At 70.7% G+C, this 15,449-nt stretch carries 9 protein-coding genes; 1 reads left to right on the top strand and 8 read right to left on the bottom strand.

The window, feature by feature from the left end; translation table 11 throughout:
* Positions 1-63: 63 nt before the first annotated feature.
* The 7 genes from Psi01_RS02080 to Psi01_RS02050 form a co-directional block, all read right to left on the bottom strand.
* Positions 64-2,742 carry an exo-rhamnogalacturonan lyase family protein gene (locus tag Psi01_RS02080; RefSeq protein ID WP_239126960.1) on the bottom strand — a complete coding sequence of 893 codons (2,679 nt, stop codon included), beginning with the start codon at positions 2,740-2,742 and terminating at the stop codon, positions 64-66.
* Positions 2,739-3,614, bottom strand: a complete 876-nt coding sequence (locus tag Psi01_RS02075) for a carbohydrate ABC transporter permease (protein WP_204062182.1) — start codon at positions 3,612-3,614, stop codon at positions 2,739-2,741. The genes Psi01_RS02080 and Psi01_RS02075 overlap by 4 nt, the downstream gene beginning before the upstream one ends.
* Positions 3,615-3,626: 12 nt before the next feature.
* Positions 3,627-4,598, bottom strand: a complete 972-nt coding sequence (locus Psi01_RS02070) for an ABC transporter permease (RefSeq protein WP_204062181.1) — start codon at positions 4,596-4,598, stop codon at positions 3,627-3,629.
* A gap of 59 nt (positions 4,599-4,657) precedes the next feature.
* The gene (locus Psi01_RS02065) at positions 4,658-6,208 is read right to left on the bottom strand and encodes an extracellular solute-binding protein (RefSeq protein ID WP_239126959.1); all 1,551 of its coding nucleotides are present in this window, start codon (positions 6,206-6,208) and stop codon (positions 4,658-4,660) included.
* Positions 6,205-6,828 (bottom strand): YesL family protein, encoded by a 624-nt coding sequence (locus tag Psi01_RS02060; protein WP_204062180.1) that lies wholly within the window; start codon positions 6,826-6,828, stop codon positions 6,205-6,207. The genes Psi01_RS02065 and Psi01_RS02060 overlap by 4 nt, the downstream gene beginning before the upstream one ends.
* Positions 6,825-7,463 carry a DUF1961 family protein gene (locus tag Psi01_RS02055; RefSeq protein ID WP_204062179.1) on the bottom strand — a complete coding sequence of 213 codons (639 nt, stop codon included), beginning with the start codon at positions 7,461-7,463 and terminating at the stop codon, positions 6,825-6,827. Before Psi01_RS02055 ends, Psi01_RS02060 begins: the two co-directional genes overlap by 4 nt.
* A gap of 439 nt (positions 7,464-7,902) precedes the next feature.
* Positions 7,903-8,946 carry a Gfo/Idh/MocA family protein gene (locus Psi01_RS02050; protein ID WP_204062178.1) on the bottom strand — a complete coding sequence of 348 codons (1,044 nt, stop codon included), beginning with the start codon at positions 8,944-8,946 and terminating at the stop codon, positions 7,903-7,905.
* Positions 8,947-9,081: 135 nt separating this feature from the next.
* On the opposite strand from Psi01_RS02050, the gene Psi01_RS02045 reads away from it, so the two are divergent.
* The gene (locus Psi01_RS02045) at positions 9,082-10,083 is read left to right on the top strand and encodes a LacI family DNA-binding transcriptional regulator (RefSeq protein ID WP_204062177.1); all 1,002 of its coding nucleotides are present in this window, start codon (positions 9,082-9,084) and stop codon (positions 10,081-10,083) included.
* A 107-nt stretch (positions 10,084-10,190) separates the two neighbouring features.
* Here Psi01_RS02045 and Psi01_RS02040 read toward each other — a convergent pair whose 3' ends face one another.
* On the bottom strand, positions 10,191-15,083 hold the full coding sequence (locus Psi01_RS02040) for an NAD-glutamate dehydrogenase (RefSeq protein WP_204062176.1): 4,893 nt from the start codon (positions 15,081-15,083) through the stop codon (positions 10,191-10,193).
* Positions 15,084-15,449 lie beyond the last annotated feature (366 nt).

Raw genomic sequence — 15,449 nt, 5'->3', positions numbered from 1 at the left:
CCGGTCGGGGCCGGCGCCTCAGATGGTGACGGCGCGGAGGGTGGCGGCCCAGAGGGTGACGGGTCAGGGAGCGGTGATCCGGTCCCCGATGAGCGCCAGGTTCTGGATGGCGGCCAGGCCGTACTGGGCGGCGTCGTTGGTGGAGACGAACGGCGCCTCGGTGACCGGCATGAGCACGGCCGGGCCGCGCACCTCGGTCAGCCGCCAGTCGTCCTGCCGCTGCAGCGGGTTGACGTTGAGCCGGTCGCCCTCGTCGTGGAAGAACTTCCGCCAGGCGAGCCGGGCGAGCTCCGCGTCGCCGGTGCGGGCCGCGGCGTAGGCGGCGAGCCTGCTGTGCGCCTGGATCATCGAGATGCCGGACAGCGCCCGGCCCACCTCGGCGGCCTGCCGCTCGGCGGGGGCGAGGTACAGGCGGCAGTAGTCCAGCCAGGCCCGCTCGAAGCCGGGCACGCCCAGCTCCAGGTCGATCAGCTCGGCGCAGATCTCCGGCAGCCCGAACAGCGCCGACAGGTGGGAGACGTCGATGACCTCCCGGGCGGTGCCGAACCGGCCGGTGGCCAGGTCCAGGCGGGCCTCACCGGTGAGGAAGCCGTACGGCAGCGCCCCGATGTCGGCCATCGTGCCCAGCAGCCGGTCCCTGGCCCGCTCGTCGCCGTGCCGCTCCCAGCGGGTGAGCCAGGCGGCGGCCAGCGCCCCCCAGTCCACGCCCAGGCCCACCGACAGCGCGGCGGGGTCGGGGGTGTAGACGTCGCGGCGGACCTTGCGCAGCGGGTCGACGGCCAGGAACGTCTCCTCGGGCGCGGCCAGCTCGTCCAGCAGGTCCCCGGTGCGCTCGTCGGCGGTCAGATAGTAGAAGAAGCGCCGGTAGGCGGCGTTGGAGACGCGCAGCTGCTTGCAGCTGCACCCCCAGTGCTGCACGTTGTGCCGGGACCCCAGGCCCTTCCAGCGGCCGAGGTGGTAGACGTCGACCTCGCCGGTGTGCCGGGTCATCGCCTCGGCCAGGCGGAAGACGTCGGCCCGCCCGGTGCGCAGGTACTGGTACCACAGCCACAGGTCCGGCGAGAGCTCGGAGTTGTCCCAGGCGTAGCCGCCCACGTCGTAGCGCCAGGTGTGCCGGTCGGGGTCGTAGGCGTGCATGACGTCGCCGTAGTCCCAGAACCCGTACCAGCGGCGTTCCTCGCGCTGGCGCGCGTAGAAATCCGACAGGAAGTCCAGCCTGTCCTCGATCGCCGCGGCGGCCGGGGCAGACCGGTCGGGCGGCGACCAGGTGCCGAACACGCCCGCCGCCCGCATCCGCCCGGGGCTGACGGTCAGCAGGCCGGGGCTCTCCAGCAGGGCGGCGTACTCCGCCAGCTCGGCGGCCGGCGGGGTGGCCGGGCAGGCCCGCAGGGTCAGCTCGTGGGTGCGGGCGACGCCGTGCGGGTCGCCGAAGCCGGGTTCGTGGTCCTCGTAGGTGATCTCCAGCCCTTCGAGCTGCCCGGCGTGGGTGTCCTGGCCCATCCCGTCGTGCCAGAAGCGCAGGTCCATGGGCGGGGCGCCGGGCGACCAGAGCCAGACGGTGGCCGTGGCCAGGTCGGTCGCGGCGCCGCGGATGTCCAGCCGGGTGGGGTGCAGCCGCCAGAAGTCGCGCAGCCCGAAGCCCAGGCCGCCGCCGGCGCCCCCGACGTAGCCGTACCCCCGCGACCTGGTGCCCGCCGGGACGGCGACCCAGGCGTGGCCGGGCGCGGTGCGCTTGCGCAGGGTGAAGCCGTCGGCGCTGGACTGGTCGAGGGTGTAGTCGTTCCAGGCCGGGATCAGATGGAGCCGCCCGGCCACCTCGGGGTCGCCGATCTCACCGGCCGAACGGCCCCCGACCTGCGCCCGCCGTACGGCCTCGCCCGGATCGCGGCGCAGGCCGGTCAGGCCCCGGACGGCCTCGGCGAGGAAGCCCTCCGCCCCGGCCAGCCGGACGTGCCGGTCGTGGAGCGCGTCGCGCATGACCACCCGCGCCCGCAGGCCCAGCCCGGCCAGGAAGTCCCGGGAGGCGTCGCCGTCCCAGACGAAGCTGTGCACGACGCGCACGTCCGCCGCCCCGGCGTAGAAGTACAGGCGCACGGTGAACGGCAGCCAGGACCCGCCCTCCGCGGCGCCTTCCCCGGCGGCCTCCCCCGTGCCCACCCCGGTGCCCTCGTCGGGGACGTGCCGGCCCTCCAGCCGTACGACCGCGCGCACCGGCCCGTCCTGTTCGACGACGACCCGGGCGACCCTCCCGGTGTACGGCGCGCGGACCCGCGAGCCGTCCTCCTCGGGGGTGTCCTGGCGCAGGCTGACCAGGCGCACCTCACGCGCGATCTCGGCGCCGCCGTACGCGACGGAGGTGACCAGGTCCGTCCCGCCTCCCCCCGGCAGGGTCCAGGCGACCGGCCCGGTGGACACCCGGAGCACGTCACCGTCGCGGGTGACCGTCACCGGCTCCCCCGGCGCGGCGGGCTCGGCGCCCGGGACCAGCTCGTAGGACCGCGCGGGCACGGCCTGCGGGCCGACTGCGTGGGCCGACCACTTGACCGAGCCGTCGGGCCAGGTGGCGGTGGTCCAGCTCTGCACGGGGGTGCCGTCGGCGAGCGCGAAGGGGGCGCCGGGCCGCACGGTCCCGCGCGGCCAGGGCACGCCCCAGGTCACGCCCTGCCGGCACGGCCCCTCCAGCCAGCGCAGCACCGTCGCCGCCCCGGCCGTCCCTCCCTCGATCGCTCCTGCGGCCGTCACTCCTTCACCGACCCGATCAGCACGCCCTTGGCGAAGTACTTCTGCAGGAACGGATAGAAGAACAGGATCGGCAGCGTCGCGATGACGATGACCGCGAACTTCAGGCCCTCCGCCGGGAAGAACACCGAGTCGAGCTGGGCCAGGGCGTTCTCGGCGTCGGCGCTGGTGAGCTGGCGGACCAGCACCTGGAGCGTCCACTTGCTGGAGTCGTCGATGTACAGCAGCGGCGAGACGTAGTCGTTCCAGATGCCCACCGCGTAGAACAACGAGAACGTCGCGATGATCGGCTTGGAGAGCGGAAGAACGATCTTGAGGAAGACGCCCATCTCGCTGCAGCCGTCGATGCGCGCCGCCTCCTCCAGCGCCTGCGGCAGCTCCTGGAAGAAGCTCTTGACGATGATCAGGTAGAACGGGTTGATCGCCAGCGGCAGGATCAGCGCCCAGTAGCTGTCGAGCAGCCCGAGGTCGCGGACCACCAGGTAGGTGGGGACCATGCCGCCGCTGAACACCAGCGTGAAGATGACCAGGTTCAGCACCAGCGCGCGGCCCGGCAGGTACCGCTTGGCCAGCGGGTAGGCCATGGTGAGGGTCAGCATGACCTGGACCGCCGTGCCCACCGCCGTCACGCAGATCGTGGTGATCAGGGCGCGGACGAAGGCGCCGGTGCCGAAGATGTACTCGTAGGTGTCGGTGACGAACTTCTCCGGCCAGAGGAAGAACGGCCGGGTGGCGATCTCCGACTCGGTGGCGAACGACCCGGCCAGGACGTAGAGCAGCGGCAGCACCGTGACCAGGGCCAGCGCGACGAGCAGCGCGATGTTGAGCGCGTCGAACACGCGGCTGCCGAAGGACTTGTAGTGGTTGACCGACATGCCGGGCGCTCCCTAGAACAGTCCGCGCTGGCCCAGGCGCTTGGCCAGCCAGTTGGAGCCGAAGATCAGGACGACGCCGGCCAGGCCCTTGAACAGGCCGACGGCGGTGGAGTAGCTGAAGGCGCCCTGGGTGATGCCGACGTAGTAGACGTAGCTGTCGAACACGTCGGCGACCGAGCGGTTCAGCGAGTTGGTCATCAGCCAGATCTGCTCGAAGCTGGCGTCGAGCAGGTTGCCCGAGGTCAGGATGGCCATGACCACGATCGTGGGGCGGATGGCGGGCAGCGTGATGTGCCAGAACTGCCGCCGTCGCCCGGCGCCGTCCATGCGCGCCGCCTCGTACAGGTTCGGGTCCACGCTCGCCAGCGCGGCCAGATAGATGATCGTGCCCCAGCCGGTCGCCTTCCACAGCGTCTGCATGATGATGATCGGCCGGAACCAGTCCGCCTGCGCGACGTAGTCGACCCTGGGACCGCCGAGCACGTCGTGGATGAAGTTCGCGATCACTCCGAAGTCCACCGCGAACAGCAGGTACGTCAAGGAGGCGACGATCGTCCAGGACAGGAAGTGCGGGATGTAGATCAGGGACTGGATCGAGCGCTTGAGCACGCCGACCCGCAGCTCGTTCAGCATCAGCGCGACGATGATCGGCGCCGGGAAGACGAAGATCACCGTCAGCAGCGCGAGGATCAGCGTGTTGGACAGCAGGCGGCCGAAGTCGGGGCCGGTGAACAGGTCCTCGAAGTGCTTGAACCCCACCCACTCGCTGCCCGAGTAGCCGAGGAACGGCACGAAGTCCTGGAAGGCGATCGTCAGGCCGTACATCGGCAGGTACTTGAAGAGCGCGAAGTAGATCAGGCCCGGGATGAGCATCAGGTACAGCCAGCGGTACCGCAGCAGCGCGACGCGGATCGGCACCTTCTCGGTCTCGCGCCCGGGATCGGGGACCGCCTTCACAGGAGGCGGCGCCAGGTCGGTGGCCACAGCGGCCTCCTTTCACCGGGAGGGGCCCGGGTGCGCCGGGCCCCTCGTCAGAGGTCGGGTCAGCTGCCGCCGAGCTTGGCGTGCAGGTCGTTGATCTCGGCGATCACCTGGTCGCCGCCGCTCTCGTGCCAGCGCTTGACCTCGGCCCGGAGCTGCTCCTCGGTGATCTCACCGGCCAGGTACTTCACCCGGGCGTCGGAGACGATGGGGTCGAGGGTCGCGCCCTTGCTGACGTAGGTGGGCGAGACGAGCGGCAGGGTCGGGTTGTGCACCGCCGTCTGCAGGTCGAGCTCCATCAGCTCCTTGCGGAGCCTCAGGTTCTCCCGCTCGGCCTCGCTGGCGGGCATCGACTCGTAGACGCCCATGCCGATGGTGGCCCAGGTGCCCAGCTGGATGAAGGCGAAGTCCACGTCGTTGTTGATGGTCTTGACCGCCGGGTCGTCGTCGTCGATCGGCACGTCGAAGCCGTTCTCCAGCTTGAAGTTCCGGCCCTCGATGCCGTTGGCCAGCAGGGCCTGGCCCTCCTTGGTCGCCAGCCTGTCCAGGGCCTTCAGCACCTCGTCCAGCTCCACCTCGGTGCGCACGCTCTGCCTGGAGACGGCCAGGAAGCCGTTGTAGCCGTCGAAGGGGTGGGAGAACTTCTGGCCGTCGGAGCGCTTGAGGTTGCCGCCCATCGCGAGCTTGTCACCGTAGTTCTCCGGGTCCTGCTCCTTGAGCAGGCCGTACATCTGGGTGGCGCGGACGTTGACGTCGATGATGATGCCGCCCTTGCCCTGGTAGAACGGGTCGTTCCACTTGGCCGAGTCCAGGGTGGCGAAGTCCGGGTTGACCAGGCCCTCGTCGACCATCTTCTTCAGCCACCGGTTGGCGGTGTAGAACTCCTCGGTGTCGAAGGCGGGCACGAGCTTGCCGCCGCGGTCGCCGTAGCAGTTCGGGGCGCCGAACCAGGTCTCGACCACGTTGTACGGGCTGGAGCTGCAGAAGACCGGCGTGGGCCACTTGGGGATGATCAGTCCGTAGGTGTCCTTCTTGCCGTTGCCGTCCGGGTCCTTCTCGGTGAAGGCCTTGGCGACCTCGTAGAGCTCGTCGACGGTCTCGGGGACCTTCAGGTCCAGCTTGTCCAGCCAGTCCTTGCGGTACAGCACCGCCGAGCGCAGCAGCGGACGGACCCGGTAGATGCCGTAGACCTTGCCGTTGATGGAGGCGTTGCGCTCGGCCTGCTCGGACTTGGCCTTGAGATTCGGGTACTTGTCCAGCTTGCCGGTGAGCTCCCAGAACGCCCCGGCCTGCGCGGCCTGGACGAACGAGGGGATCTTGCCCTGGACGACCATGACCTGCGGGATCGTGTCCGAGGCGAGCGTGACGTTGGTCTTGTCCTGGTACTCGGCGTTGGGCACCCAGGTGATCTTTAGCTTCTTGCCGACGATCTTCTCGACCGCCTTGTGCACCTCACCGCCGGGGTCGGGGGCGGTGCCGAACAGCGGGACCATCATGGTCAGCTCGTTGCTCGCGGCCTGCTGCCCCGAGTCGTCGCTGCCGCAGGCGGAGGCGAGGAGCGCGGTCGTCAGGGCGATCGTTCCGGCCAGCAGCCGGCGGGGGGTGGTGTTCATCGAATGCCTTTCGGGTGCAGGTGCGCCTCGTTCTCGGCGAAGAAGCGCAGGCAGAGCCAGGTGTCGAGCTGGATCCAGGCGCCGCCGGCCAGCGTGAGCGCCAGGAACGGGAAGGTCGCGGCGGCGAACGCCACCGCCGTGAAGACGAACAGCAGCAGGACCGTGGACGCGGGGCGGGCCAGGGCCAGCCGCGACGCCTTGGGCAGGCAGGCCAGGGGCCGCAGGTCGTAGTGGACGTACATGGGCAGCAGGTAGGCCGTGACGGCGGCCACCGCGAGCAGCCCCGCGAAGGTGACCAGCCCGGGCGGGGCCGTTCCCAGCCCGAGGGCCGAGAAGTACAGGTGGTTGCCGTACAGCACGCCCGCCACCGCCAGCGGCGGGAGCACCAGCAGCGAGCCGCGCGCGAACTCCCGGCGGTAGACGGCCGCGAACTCCGGCCAGAGCCGCGGCGCCTCGGACCGGGCGTGCCGCCGGGCCAGCGTGTACGCCGCGACGGTCGCGGGGCCGATTCCCAGCACCACCCCGCCGGCGAGGGTGAACACGATCCAGGCGAGGTTGAGCCGCAGCGCCCACACCAGCTCGTCGCAGGCCGCGTAGAGCCGGATCGGCCAGGCGCTCATCGGGCACCGCCGGGGGTGACCCGCAGGTTCGCGTACTCCCCGATCATCGGGGCCATCTGCCGGAAGCCGATCTTCCCTCCGGGCAGCGGGTTCTCGTCCCGCCAGCGGAAGGAGACCAGGTCGCCGATCCGGAAGGTGATCTCTCCCCGGTGGACGGTCAGGCGCACCGGGTACGGTCCCTGGGCGTCCAGCGCCGCCGGGAGCGGGTCCGCTCCCCGGGCGACGAGGTGGAAGCCGTGGCTCTTGCGCAGGTTGCAGGTGTGCAGGCGGCGCTCGGAGGGCCACATGCGGCGGTAGTAGGACACGTGGTAGGCGTCCAGGTCGCCGTGGTGGTACTGCTCGTAGGGGCCGGTCCGGGGCGCGAGGTCGAACAGGTCCTCGCCCTTCCTGCCCCTGGCGTGGAAGAACAGGATGCACAGGCCCGGCTCGTGGACGGGCCAGAAGTCCCACTCGACGGTGATGTCCGGGGGGAAGTCCTCCGGGCACCACAGGACGATGTTGGCGTCCTGCCCGTCCTCGGGGGGCCGCAGGCTCTCCAGGCGCATCCTGCCCCGGGGGAACGAGATCGCGCCCTCCCCCTCCAGCCGGAATCCGTCGAGGTCGGCGGATGAGGCGAGGGGATTGCGGTACGGCATGCCGTCGCCTTTCCTGTCTGATCGCTCCTCTTGGTAAGCGCTTTCCCAATCGTCGTGAAGCACCCCTCCGCGGGGAGGGGATGGCCCGTGCCGCCCGCCGCCGTGCGCACGGGAGCGCCACGTTGTGATCGCTCACAGACGTGTTACGTCTGCTTTACCGGGGATTAAAACGTTCCCCTAGCGGACGCACAAGACCTGATCGCCGCCGAATCGCGTGGACGGCCGGCCTGGAGTCCCGATCCGGGCAGGTCACGCTGGGATTCTCGCAGGTGAAAAGCGCATGCCGAGATCCACGCGGCGTGCCCCCGTTCCGGGCGGGTTACCTGAACGTTACAGATCGGCCAACCCCCGGCACGCCGGATGCGGCCGGTACATGACCGATCAAGAAGAACGTTTCAATTGGGATTTTCCCTCTAGAAGATGATTTTTCCGGCATCTCCTACCAGCCGACGCCCCCGTCGAGGCGGTGGTAGAAGGGGTTGCCCGGGTCGATCTCCCCTCTCCGCACGGGACGCCCGGTCAGCGCCGAGGCGTACAGCGCGGTGACGAACTCCATCGCGCGCCGGCCGTCGGCACCGCTCGCCGCAGGCGGCTCCCCCCGTTCGAAGGCGTCGAGCAGCGGGCCCAGCTGCGCCTCGTGACCGCTCGGCACGTCCCGCGGCGGACTCCACAGCGGCGAGGTGGAGGTCCAGTTCTCGTTGCGGTAGCCGTACAGGTGACGCAGCTCGACCGTGCCGCCGGTGAAGTCGAAACGCAGATAGCTCTCCTCGCGCGGGGACAGCACGCTGTTGACCACGCTCGCCATCGCGCCGTTGTCGAAGCGCACCGCGGCCATCGACACGTCCTCGGTCTCGATCGGCCGCTCCAGCCGCCCGGCCATCGCCCGGACCTCCGCCCAGTCGCCGAGCACCGACAGCATCAGGTCGATCTGGTGGATGCCGTGCAGCACGGTGGTGCCGCCGCCCTCGGTCTCCCACCTGCCGCGGTACGGCGCCGCGTAGTAGGCCCCGTCCCGGTACCAGGTGGTCTGGCACAGTCCCACCAGCGGGCGGCCGAGCGCCCCGGCCGCCGTCAGCTCGCGCAGGTGCTCGGCCCCGGAGCCGAAGCGCTGCTGGTAGACGACCGCGACGTGGGGCCCGCCGGCGCCCTCGGCCGCCTGGATCGTGTCGTACTCGGCCAGCGACCTGCACAGCGGCTTCTCGCACCACACCCAGGCCCCGGCTCGCAGGCACTCGACCACCTGGTCGGCGTGCAGGTGGGGCGGGGTGCACACGAACACCAGGTCGGGCCGCTCGGCGGCCAGCATCCCGGCCAGGCCGGTGTGGACGGCCGGCACGCCGTGCTCGGCCGCGAACGCCGCGGCCCTGGCCTCGTCCACGTCGACGACGGCCACCAGTTCGACGCGGGTACGGTGGGCCCGGACGGCGGGCACGTGGCCGTGGGCGGCGACGGCGCCCGCGCCCACGATGGCTGCTCGTATCATGGAATGCCTCGCCAGTAGAACGTTTTACCTTTTCCGGGGACGCTAGGACCACCTTTTCCCCGGTGTCAATGCTGATCCACATTCTGCGGACCCCGGATTGGCGCTCCTGAGGTTGTTACGTTTTAATCTAGATCCATGACCACGGTCAGCATCAAGGAGGTCGCCGCTCGCGCGGGCGTCTCCCCCGGCACGGTCTCGAACGTGCTCAACCGGCCCGCGAAGGTCGCCCCCGGCACCCGGGAGCGGGTGCGGCGGGCGATCCACGAACTCGGCTTCGTCCGGCACGGCTCGGCCTCGACGCTGCGCGCCGGGCACAGCAGGACCGTCGGCCTGAGCGTCATCGACATCGGCAACCCCTTCTTCACCGAGATCGCGGCCGGGGTCGAGGAGACGGCCAGCGAGCGCGGCTACGCGGTGATCCTCGGCAACTCCGCGGGATCGCGGACCAAGGAGGAGCGCAACCTGCGCGTGCTCGCCGAGCAGCGGGTGCGGGGCGTGCTGATCACCCCGTCGGACCAGGACCTGGCGCGGCTGGACCGGCTGCGCGAGCGCGGGATCAGCGTCGTGCTGGTCGACCACCCGGGCCACCGGCCCGACCAGTGCGCGGTGGCGGTCGACGACGTGGCGGGCGGCCGGGCGGCCGTGGCGCACCTGCTGGCCGGGGGCGCCCGGCACCTCGCCTACGTGACGGGGCCGCTGACGATCCGCCAGTGCGCCGAGCGCCGGCAGGGCGCGCTGGCGGCGCTGGAGACGGCCGGGCTGGGCCCGGACCGGCTGAAGGTCGTCGAGACGGCGGCCATGACGGCGCGGGCCGGCGAGCGGGCGGCCGGCGACCTGCTGCGGGACGGCCTCCCCGAGGCGATCTTCTGCGCCAACGACCTGCTCGCGCTCGGCGTGCTGCGCACGCTCCTGCAGGCCGGGGTGCGGGTGCCCGACGACGTGGCGCTGATGGGCTACGACGACATCGACTTCGCCGCGGCCTCGGCCGTGTCGCTCAGCTCGATGCGCCAGCCCGCCCACCAGCTCGGGCGCACCGCCACCGAGCTGCTGCTCGACGAGTGCGACAACCCCGGCACCCACGCCCACCAGCACATCATGTTCCAGGCCGAGCTGGTGGCCCGGGAGTCCACCCGCTGAGCACGGAGGCGCAGAGGACACCGCGCTCCGCCCGATGAGCGCGGGGGCCCGCCCGCCGTCCCGCCCGCCCGGCGGTGCGCGCCGGGCGGGACGGGGCGATCAGCGGGTCAGCTCGCCGTGTGCGGCAGGCTGCTGGAGGCCACCAGCGTCCGGATCGCGCGCAGCGCCACCGACAGCGTCGCGAGGTCGAAGTTGTCGCTCTCCCAGATCTCCGACAGCGTCTGCCGGGCCCGGGCGACCGCCGCCCAGTTGGTCTCGGCCCAGCGCGCGAGCCGCTCCTCCGGCGACAGCCCCGGCTCGCTGTGCACCAGGACGTCGCGGGTGAGCGAGGCGTGCGCGGCGTAGAGGTCGTCGCGGAGGGCGGCCCTGGCCATCGAGTTCCACCGGTTGTCCCGGGGCAGCGCGATGACCCGCTCCCGCAGCGCCGACAGCTGGAGCCGGTCGGCCAGGTCAAAGTAGACCTCGGCCGCCTCGTTCACCGGCCGGCCGGTGGTGGCGGCGATCTCCACCAGGTCGAAGGTCGAGTAGGCCGGGACCATCGAGGCGACCCGCTCGGCCAAGTCCTCGGGCACCCCGCGGGCGATGAAGACGTCGCGGCGCTCCTCGAAGGCCAGCAGGTCCGACCCGGTCAGCAGCTTGGGCAGGTGCGGCAGCAGGCCGTTCATGCCCTTGGCGAAGTAGCTCACCGTGGAGGCCAGGTCCAGCGGCGGCCGGCGGTTGCCCAGCAGCCAGCGGGCCCCGCGCTCGCACAGCTTGCGCGCCTCCAGCTCCATGGCGATCTGGGTGGCGGTGTCCACCTTGTTGTCCAGCTCCTCGACCGCCCGCCAGAAGCTGGGCATGTCGAAGACCTCGCGGGCCACGAGGTAGGCGCGGGCGATGTCCGGGGTGGAGGCCCCGCTCTCCTCGCCGAAGCGGAACATGAAGGTGGTGCCGCTGGAGTTGACCAGGTCGTTCACCACGCAGGTGGTGATGATCTCCCGGCGGAGCGGGTGCTCGTCCATGGAGGAGCGGAAGCGCTCGCGCAGCGCCGAGGGGAAGTACGACACCAGCCAGGACGCCAGGTAGGGGTCGTCGGGCAGGTCGGAGGCGAGGATCTCGGCGTCCATCACCAGCTTGGTGTAGGCCAGCAGCACCGAGAACTCCGGCGCGGTCAGCCCGAGCCCGGCCTGGCGCCGCTCGGCGAGGGTCTTGTCCGAGGGCAGGAACTCCAGCTCCCGGTTGACCAGCCCGGCCCGCTCCAGCCGGCGCAGGTAGCGGGAGTGGATGTGCAGCATCTCCGGCGCCTGCGCGCGGGCGGCGGCCAGCACCACGTTCTGGTCGTAGTTGTCGCGCAGGACCAGCCGGGCCACCTCGTCGGTCATGTCGAGGAAGAGCTGGTTGCGCTGCTTGTCGGTGAGCTCGCCGTCGCGGACCATCCGGTCCAGCAGGATCTTGATGTTCACCTCGTGGTCGGAGGTGTCCACGCCCGCGGAGTTGTCGATGAAGTCGGTGTTGACCAGGCCGCCGTTCAGCGCGAACTCGATTCGGGCGAGCTGGGTCATGCCCAGGTTGCCGCCCTCGCCGACCACCCTGCAGCGCAGCTGGGAGCCGTTGACCCGCAGCCCGTCGTTGGCCTTGTCGCCGACGTCGGCGTGCGACTCGACCGACGCCTTGACGTAGGTGCCGATGCCGCCGTTCCACAGCAGGTCCACCGGCGCCTTCAGGATGGCGCTGATCAGGTCGTTCGGGGCCAGCGCGGTCGCGCCGTCGGAGATGCCCAGCACGGAGCGCATCTGCGGGGAGATCGGGATCGACTTGGCCGTGCGCGGCCACACGCCGCCGCCGGCGGAGATCAGCTCGGCCGAGTAGTCCTCCCACGAGCTGCGCGGCAGCGCGAACAGCCGGGCCCGCTCGGCGTAGCTGCGCGCGGCGTCGGGGTGGGGATCGACGAAGATGTGCCGGTGGTCGAAGGCCGCCACCAGCCGGATGTGCTGGGACAGCAGCATGCCGTTGCCGAACACGTCGCCGGACATGTCGCCGATGCCGACCACGGTGAAGTCGGTGCTCTGGATGTCCACGCCCGTCGTGCGGAAGTGGTACTTGACCGACTCCCAGGCGCCGCGGGCGGTGATGCCCATGGCCTTGTGGTCGTAGCCGATCGAGCCGCCGGAGGCGAAGGCGTCGCCCAGCCAGAAGCCGTACTCCTTGGCCACGCCGTTGGCGATGTCGGAGAACGTCGCGGTGCCCTTGTCGGCGGCGACCACCAGGTAGGTGTCGTCCTCGTCGTGCCTGACCACGTCCGGGGGCGGGACCACCTTGCCGTCGACCAGGTTGTCGGTGACGTCGAGCAGTCCGGAGATGAACATCCGGTAGCAGGCCACGCCCTCGGCCAGCAGGTCCTCCCGGCTGCCCGACCTCGGCGGGTTCTTCACCACGAAGCCGCCCTTGGAACCGGTGGGGACGATGACGGTGTTCTTGACCATCTGCGCCTTGACCAGGCCCAGGATCTCGGTCCTGAAGTCCTCCATCCGGTCCGACCAGCGCAGGCCGCCCCGGGCCACCTTGCCGAAGCGCAGGTGGACGCCCTCGACCCGCGGCGAGTAGACGAATATCTCGAACCTGGGCCGCGGCAGCGGCAGCACGCTGATCGACGGCGAGTCGAGCTTCAGCGAGATGTACGGCTTGCGCGTCCCGCCCGCCGTGCCGTCCCCGGTCGTCTGGAAGTAGTTGGTGCGCAGCGTGGCCCGGATCATCTCCAGGTAGGCGCGCAGGATGCGGTCCTCGTCCAGGGAGGCGACGTCGTCCAGCGCGCCGAGGATCTCCTCGTTCAACGCGTCGGCCAGCTCCTCGCGGACCTCCTGCGGACGGCGGGGGTCGAGCCTGGCCTCGAACAGCCGCACCAGCAGCCGCGCGAGCCGTACGTTGCCGAGCAGCACGCGCTCGATGTAGTCCTGGCTGAAGGTGGTCCCGGCCTGGCGCAGATACTTGGCGTAGACCCGCAGGATCTCGGCCTGCTCCCAGGTCAGCCCGGCGGCCAGGACGAGCGCGTTGAAGCCGTCGCTCTCCACCCGGCCACGCCACAGCGCGTCGAAGGCGTCCTGGAAGAGCCGCTTGAACTCGTCCCTGTCCACCTCGCCCGAGGGGGTGTAGCGCAGGCCGAAGTCGTAGATCCAGGCGTCCTTGGTGCCCGGGTCGTCGTCGCGGTCGATCTCGTAGGGGCGCTCGTCGACGACCTCGACGCCCATCCGCTGCAGCAGCGGCAGCACGTGCGACAGCGAGATCGGCGCGCCGATCCGGTAGAGCTTGAAGCGGCGCTCGCCCTCCGCGGCGTCGAAGGGCTCGTAGAGGTTGATCCCGATCTCGTCGGAGGACTTGGCGACCGCCTCCAGGCGGCGCAGGTCGGCCACCGCCATCCGGGGCGGGAAGTCGGCCTTGTAGCCCTCGGGGAAGGCCGTGGCGTACCGGCGGATGAGCCGGGGCGCCTCCTCCTCGGAGCTCAGCTCCGTGATGGCCGCGGCGAGGTCGTCCTCCCACGAGCGGGTGGTGGCGGCCAGCCTGGCCTCCAGCTCGTCCAGGTCCACCCCGTCGGCCGTCAGCGGCCTGCCCCGCTCGCCGCGCACGACCACCTGCAGCCTGGCCAGAGCCGACTCGCCGATCATCGTCCGGTAGTCGGAGGACCTGCCGCCCAGGGCCTTGACCAGGATGTCCTGCATCCTGATGCGGATCTTGGTGGTGTAGCGGTCACGCGGCAGGTAGATCAGGCACGAGATGTAGCGCCCGTAGTCGTCGGGGCGCAGGAAGACCTTGACCTGCTTGCGCTCGCGGAGCCTGAGCACGCCGAGCGCGATGGGCAGCAGCTGGTCCACCGAGGTCTGGAAGAGCTCGTCCCGCGGGAAGGTCTCCAGTATCTCCACGAGGTCCTTGCCGTCGTGGCTGTCGGGGACGATCCCCGCCCGGTCGAGGACCTCGGCCAGCTTGCGGCGCAGGACGGGGATGCGGGAGATCGACTCGTTGTAGGCGGCGTGGGTGAACAGCCCCAGGAAGCGCCGCTCGCCGACGACCTCCCCGGCCTCGTCGAACAGCTTCACGCCCACGTAGTCCAGGTAGGCGGGCCGGTGCACGGTGGCGCGGCTGTTGGCCTTGGTGATGATCAGCATGTTCTGCTTCTCGCGGGCCTTGGCGCGCACCTCCGGCGGGAGCGCGGCGAAGCTGCCCGAGCCCACCTTGTCGTGGCGCAGGATGCCCAGCCCGGTCCCGGGCACCGCGTGCAGCTCGTCGCCCTTCTCGCCCCGCTCCAGGCGGTACTCGCGGTAGCCGATGAAGGTGAAGTGCCCGTCGGCCAGCCAGCGCATCAGCTCCAGGCTGTCCTCCACCCCGGCCAGGTCGAGCGGGGGCGGGTTGACCGACACGTCCTCGGCGGTCCGCACGGCCAGGGCCCGCATCTTGGCGAAGTCCTCGACGGCGTAGCGCACGTCCGCCAGGATCCGCTGGAGGTCGGCCTCCAGCTGCCGCAGCACGGCGGGGTCGGTCTGCCGGTCGATCTCGAAGTGCATCCAGGACTCGGTGATCACCTGCCCGGTGACGTCCTCCTGGTCCCGGCCGAGCAGCTTGCCGGTCATGTCCCGGCGCACCCGCATCTGGGGGTGGATCACCAGGTGGATGCCGATCTGGTGGCGGTCGAGCTCCATCGTCACCGAGTCGACCAGGAAGGGCATGTCGTCGGTGACCACCTCGACGACCGAGGCCCCGGGGTCCCAGCCCTGCTCCTCCAGGGTCGGCGTGTAGGCCCGCACCAGGGCCCGGCCCTGGGGGCGGTTCTCGGCGAGCTGGCGGTGGGCCGTGGCGGGACCGTACACGTTGACCGGGTCGCGGTCCAGCAGGTCCTCCGGCGCGACATGCCTGTAGTAGAGCCTGAGGAAGGCGAGCGCCTCCTCAACGCTCCTGTGGTCGCTGCCGGGAGTGTGCGCGCACATCTGGGCGGCGCTCCTCAGCAGCTCGTCTTTGGCCTCGTCGAGCGGCATGTCGCTCTCACTCCTTTGTGAGGGGTTTTGCTCATTTTGTCCGGCACCACATCAGCTTGTAGTGCCCTCGGGAAGGAAGGTGATGCCCGGTCTCCGGATGCCGGGCATCCGTGACGGCGCGGCGGACCCGTCGCCGGTGAGCAAATCTTCGGCAAGCCGACGCGGGTCGTCGTGTGACCCGCGATTCGTCGCCGTCACCGTCGGCGGACCGGAGATCTCATGGTCACGTACGGTGAGTCCTCGCCTGGAGGGGGCGGTGGGACAAGCATCCCACAAAGAGGGTTCGCGGCCGTCGGACAGACGCACCCCCTCGTCACCGAAACTCCGCCCCTCAGGCAGGCCTCGCGGCACGACACCTCCAGTGGC

It is taken from the genome of Paraplanobispora siamensis (assembly GCF_016863175.1).
Taxonomy (GTDB): Bacteria; Actinomycetota; Actinomycetes; order Streptosporangiales; family Streptosporangiaceae; genus Planobispora; species Planobispora siamensis.
Note: the sequence above shows the minus strand (reverse complement) of the source record. Positions and strands in the feature narration are given on the sequence as shown.

What these genes read in the sequence shown, in the direction of transcription:
- Psi01_RS02050 (WP_204062178.1), bottom strand. Translation starts at nt 8,946, where the DNA reads ATGATACGAGCAGCCATCGTGGGCGCGGGCGCCGTCGCCGCCCACGGC.
- Psi01_RS02060 (WP_204062180.1), bottom strand. Translation starts at nt 6,828, where the DNA reads ATGAGCGCCTGGCCGATCCGGCTCTACGCGGCCTGCGACGAGCTGGTG.
- Psi01_RS02055 (WP_204062179.1), bottom strand. Translation starts at nt 7,463, where the DNA reads ATGCCGTACCGCAATCCCCTCGCCTCATCCGCCGACCTCGACGGATTC.
- Psi01_RS02065 (WP_239126959.1), bottom strand. Translation starts at nt 6,208, where the DNA reads ATGAACACCACCCCCCGCCGGCTGCTGGCCGGAACGATCGCCCTGACG.
- Psi01_RS02040 (WP_204062176.1), bottom strand. Translation starts at nt 15,083, where the DNA reads ATGCCGCTCGACGAGGCCAAAGACGAGCTGCTGAGGAGCGCCGCCCAG.
- Psi01_RS02045 (WP_204062177.1), top strand. Translation starts at nt 9,082, where the DNA reads ATGACCACGGTCAGCATCAAGGAGGTCGCCGCTCGCGCGGGCGTCTCC.
- Psi01_RS02075 (WP_204062182.1), bottom strand. Translation starts at nt 3,614, where the DNA reads ATGTCGGTCAACCACTACAAGTCCTTCGGCAGCCGCGTGTTCGACGCG.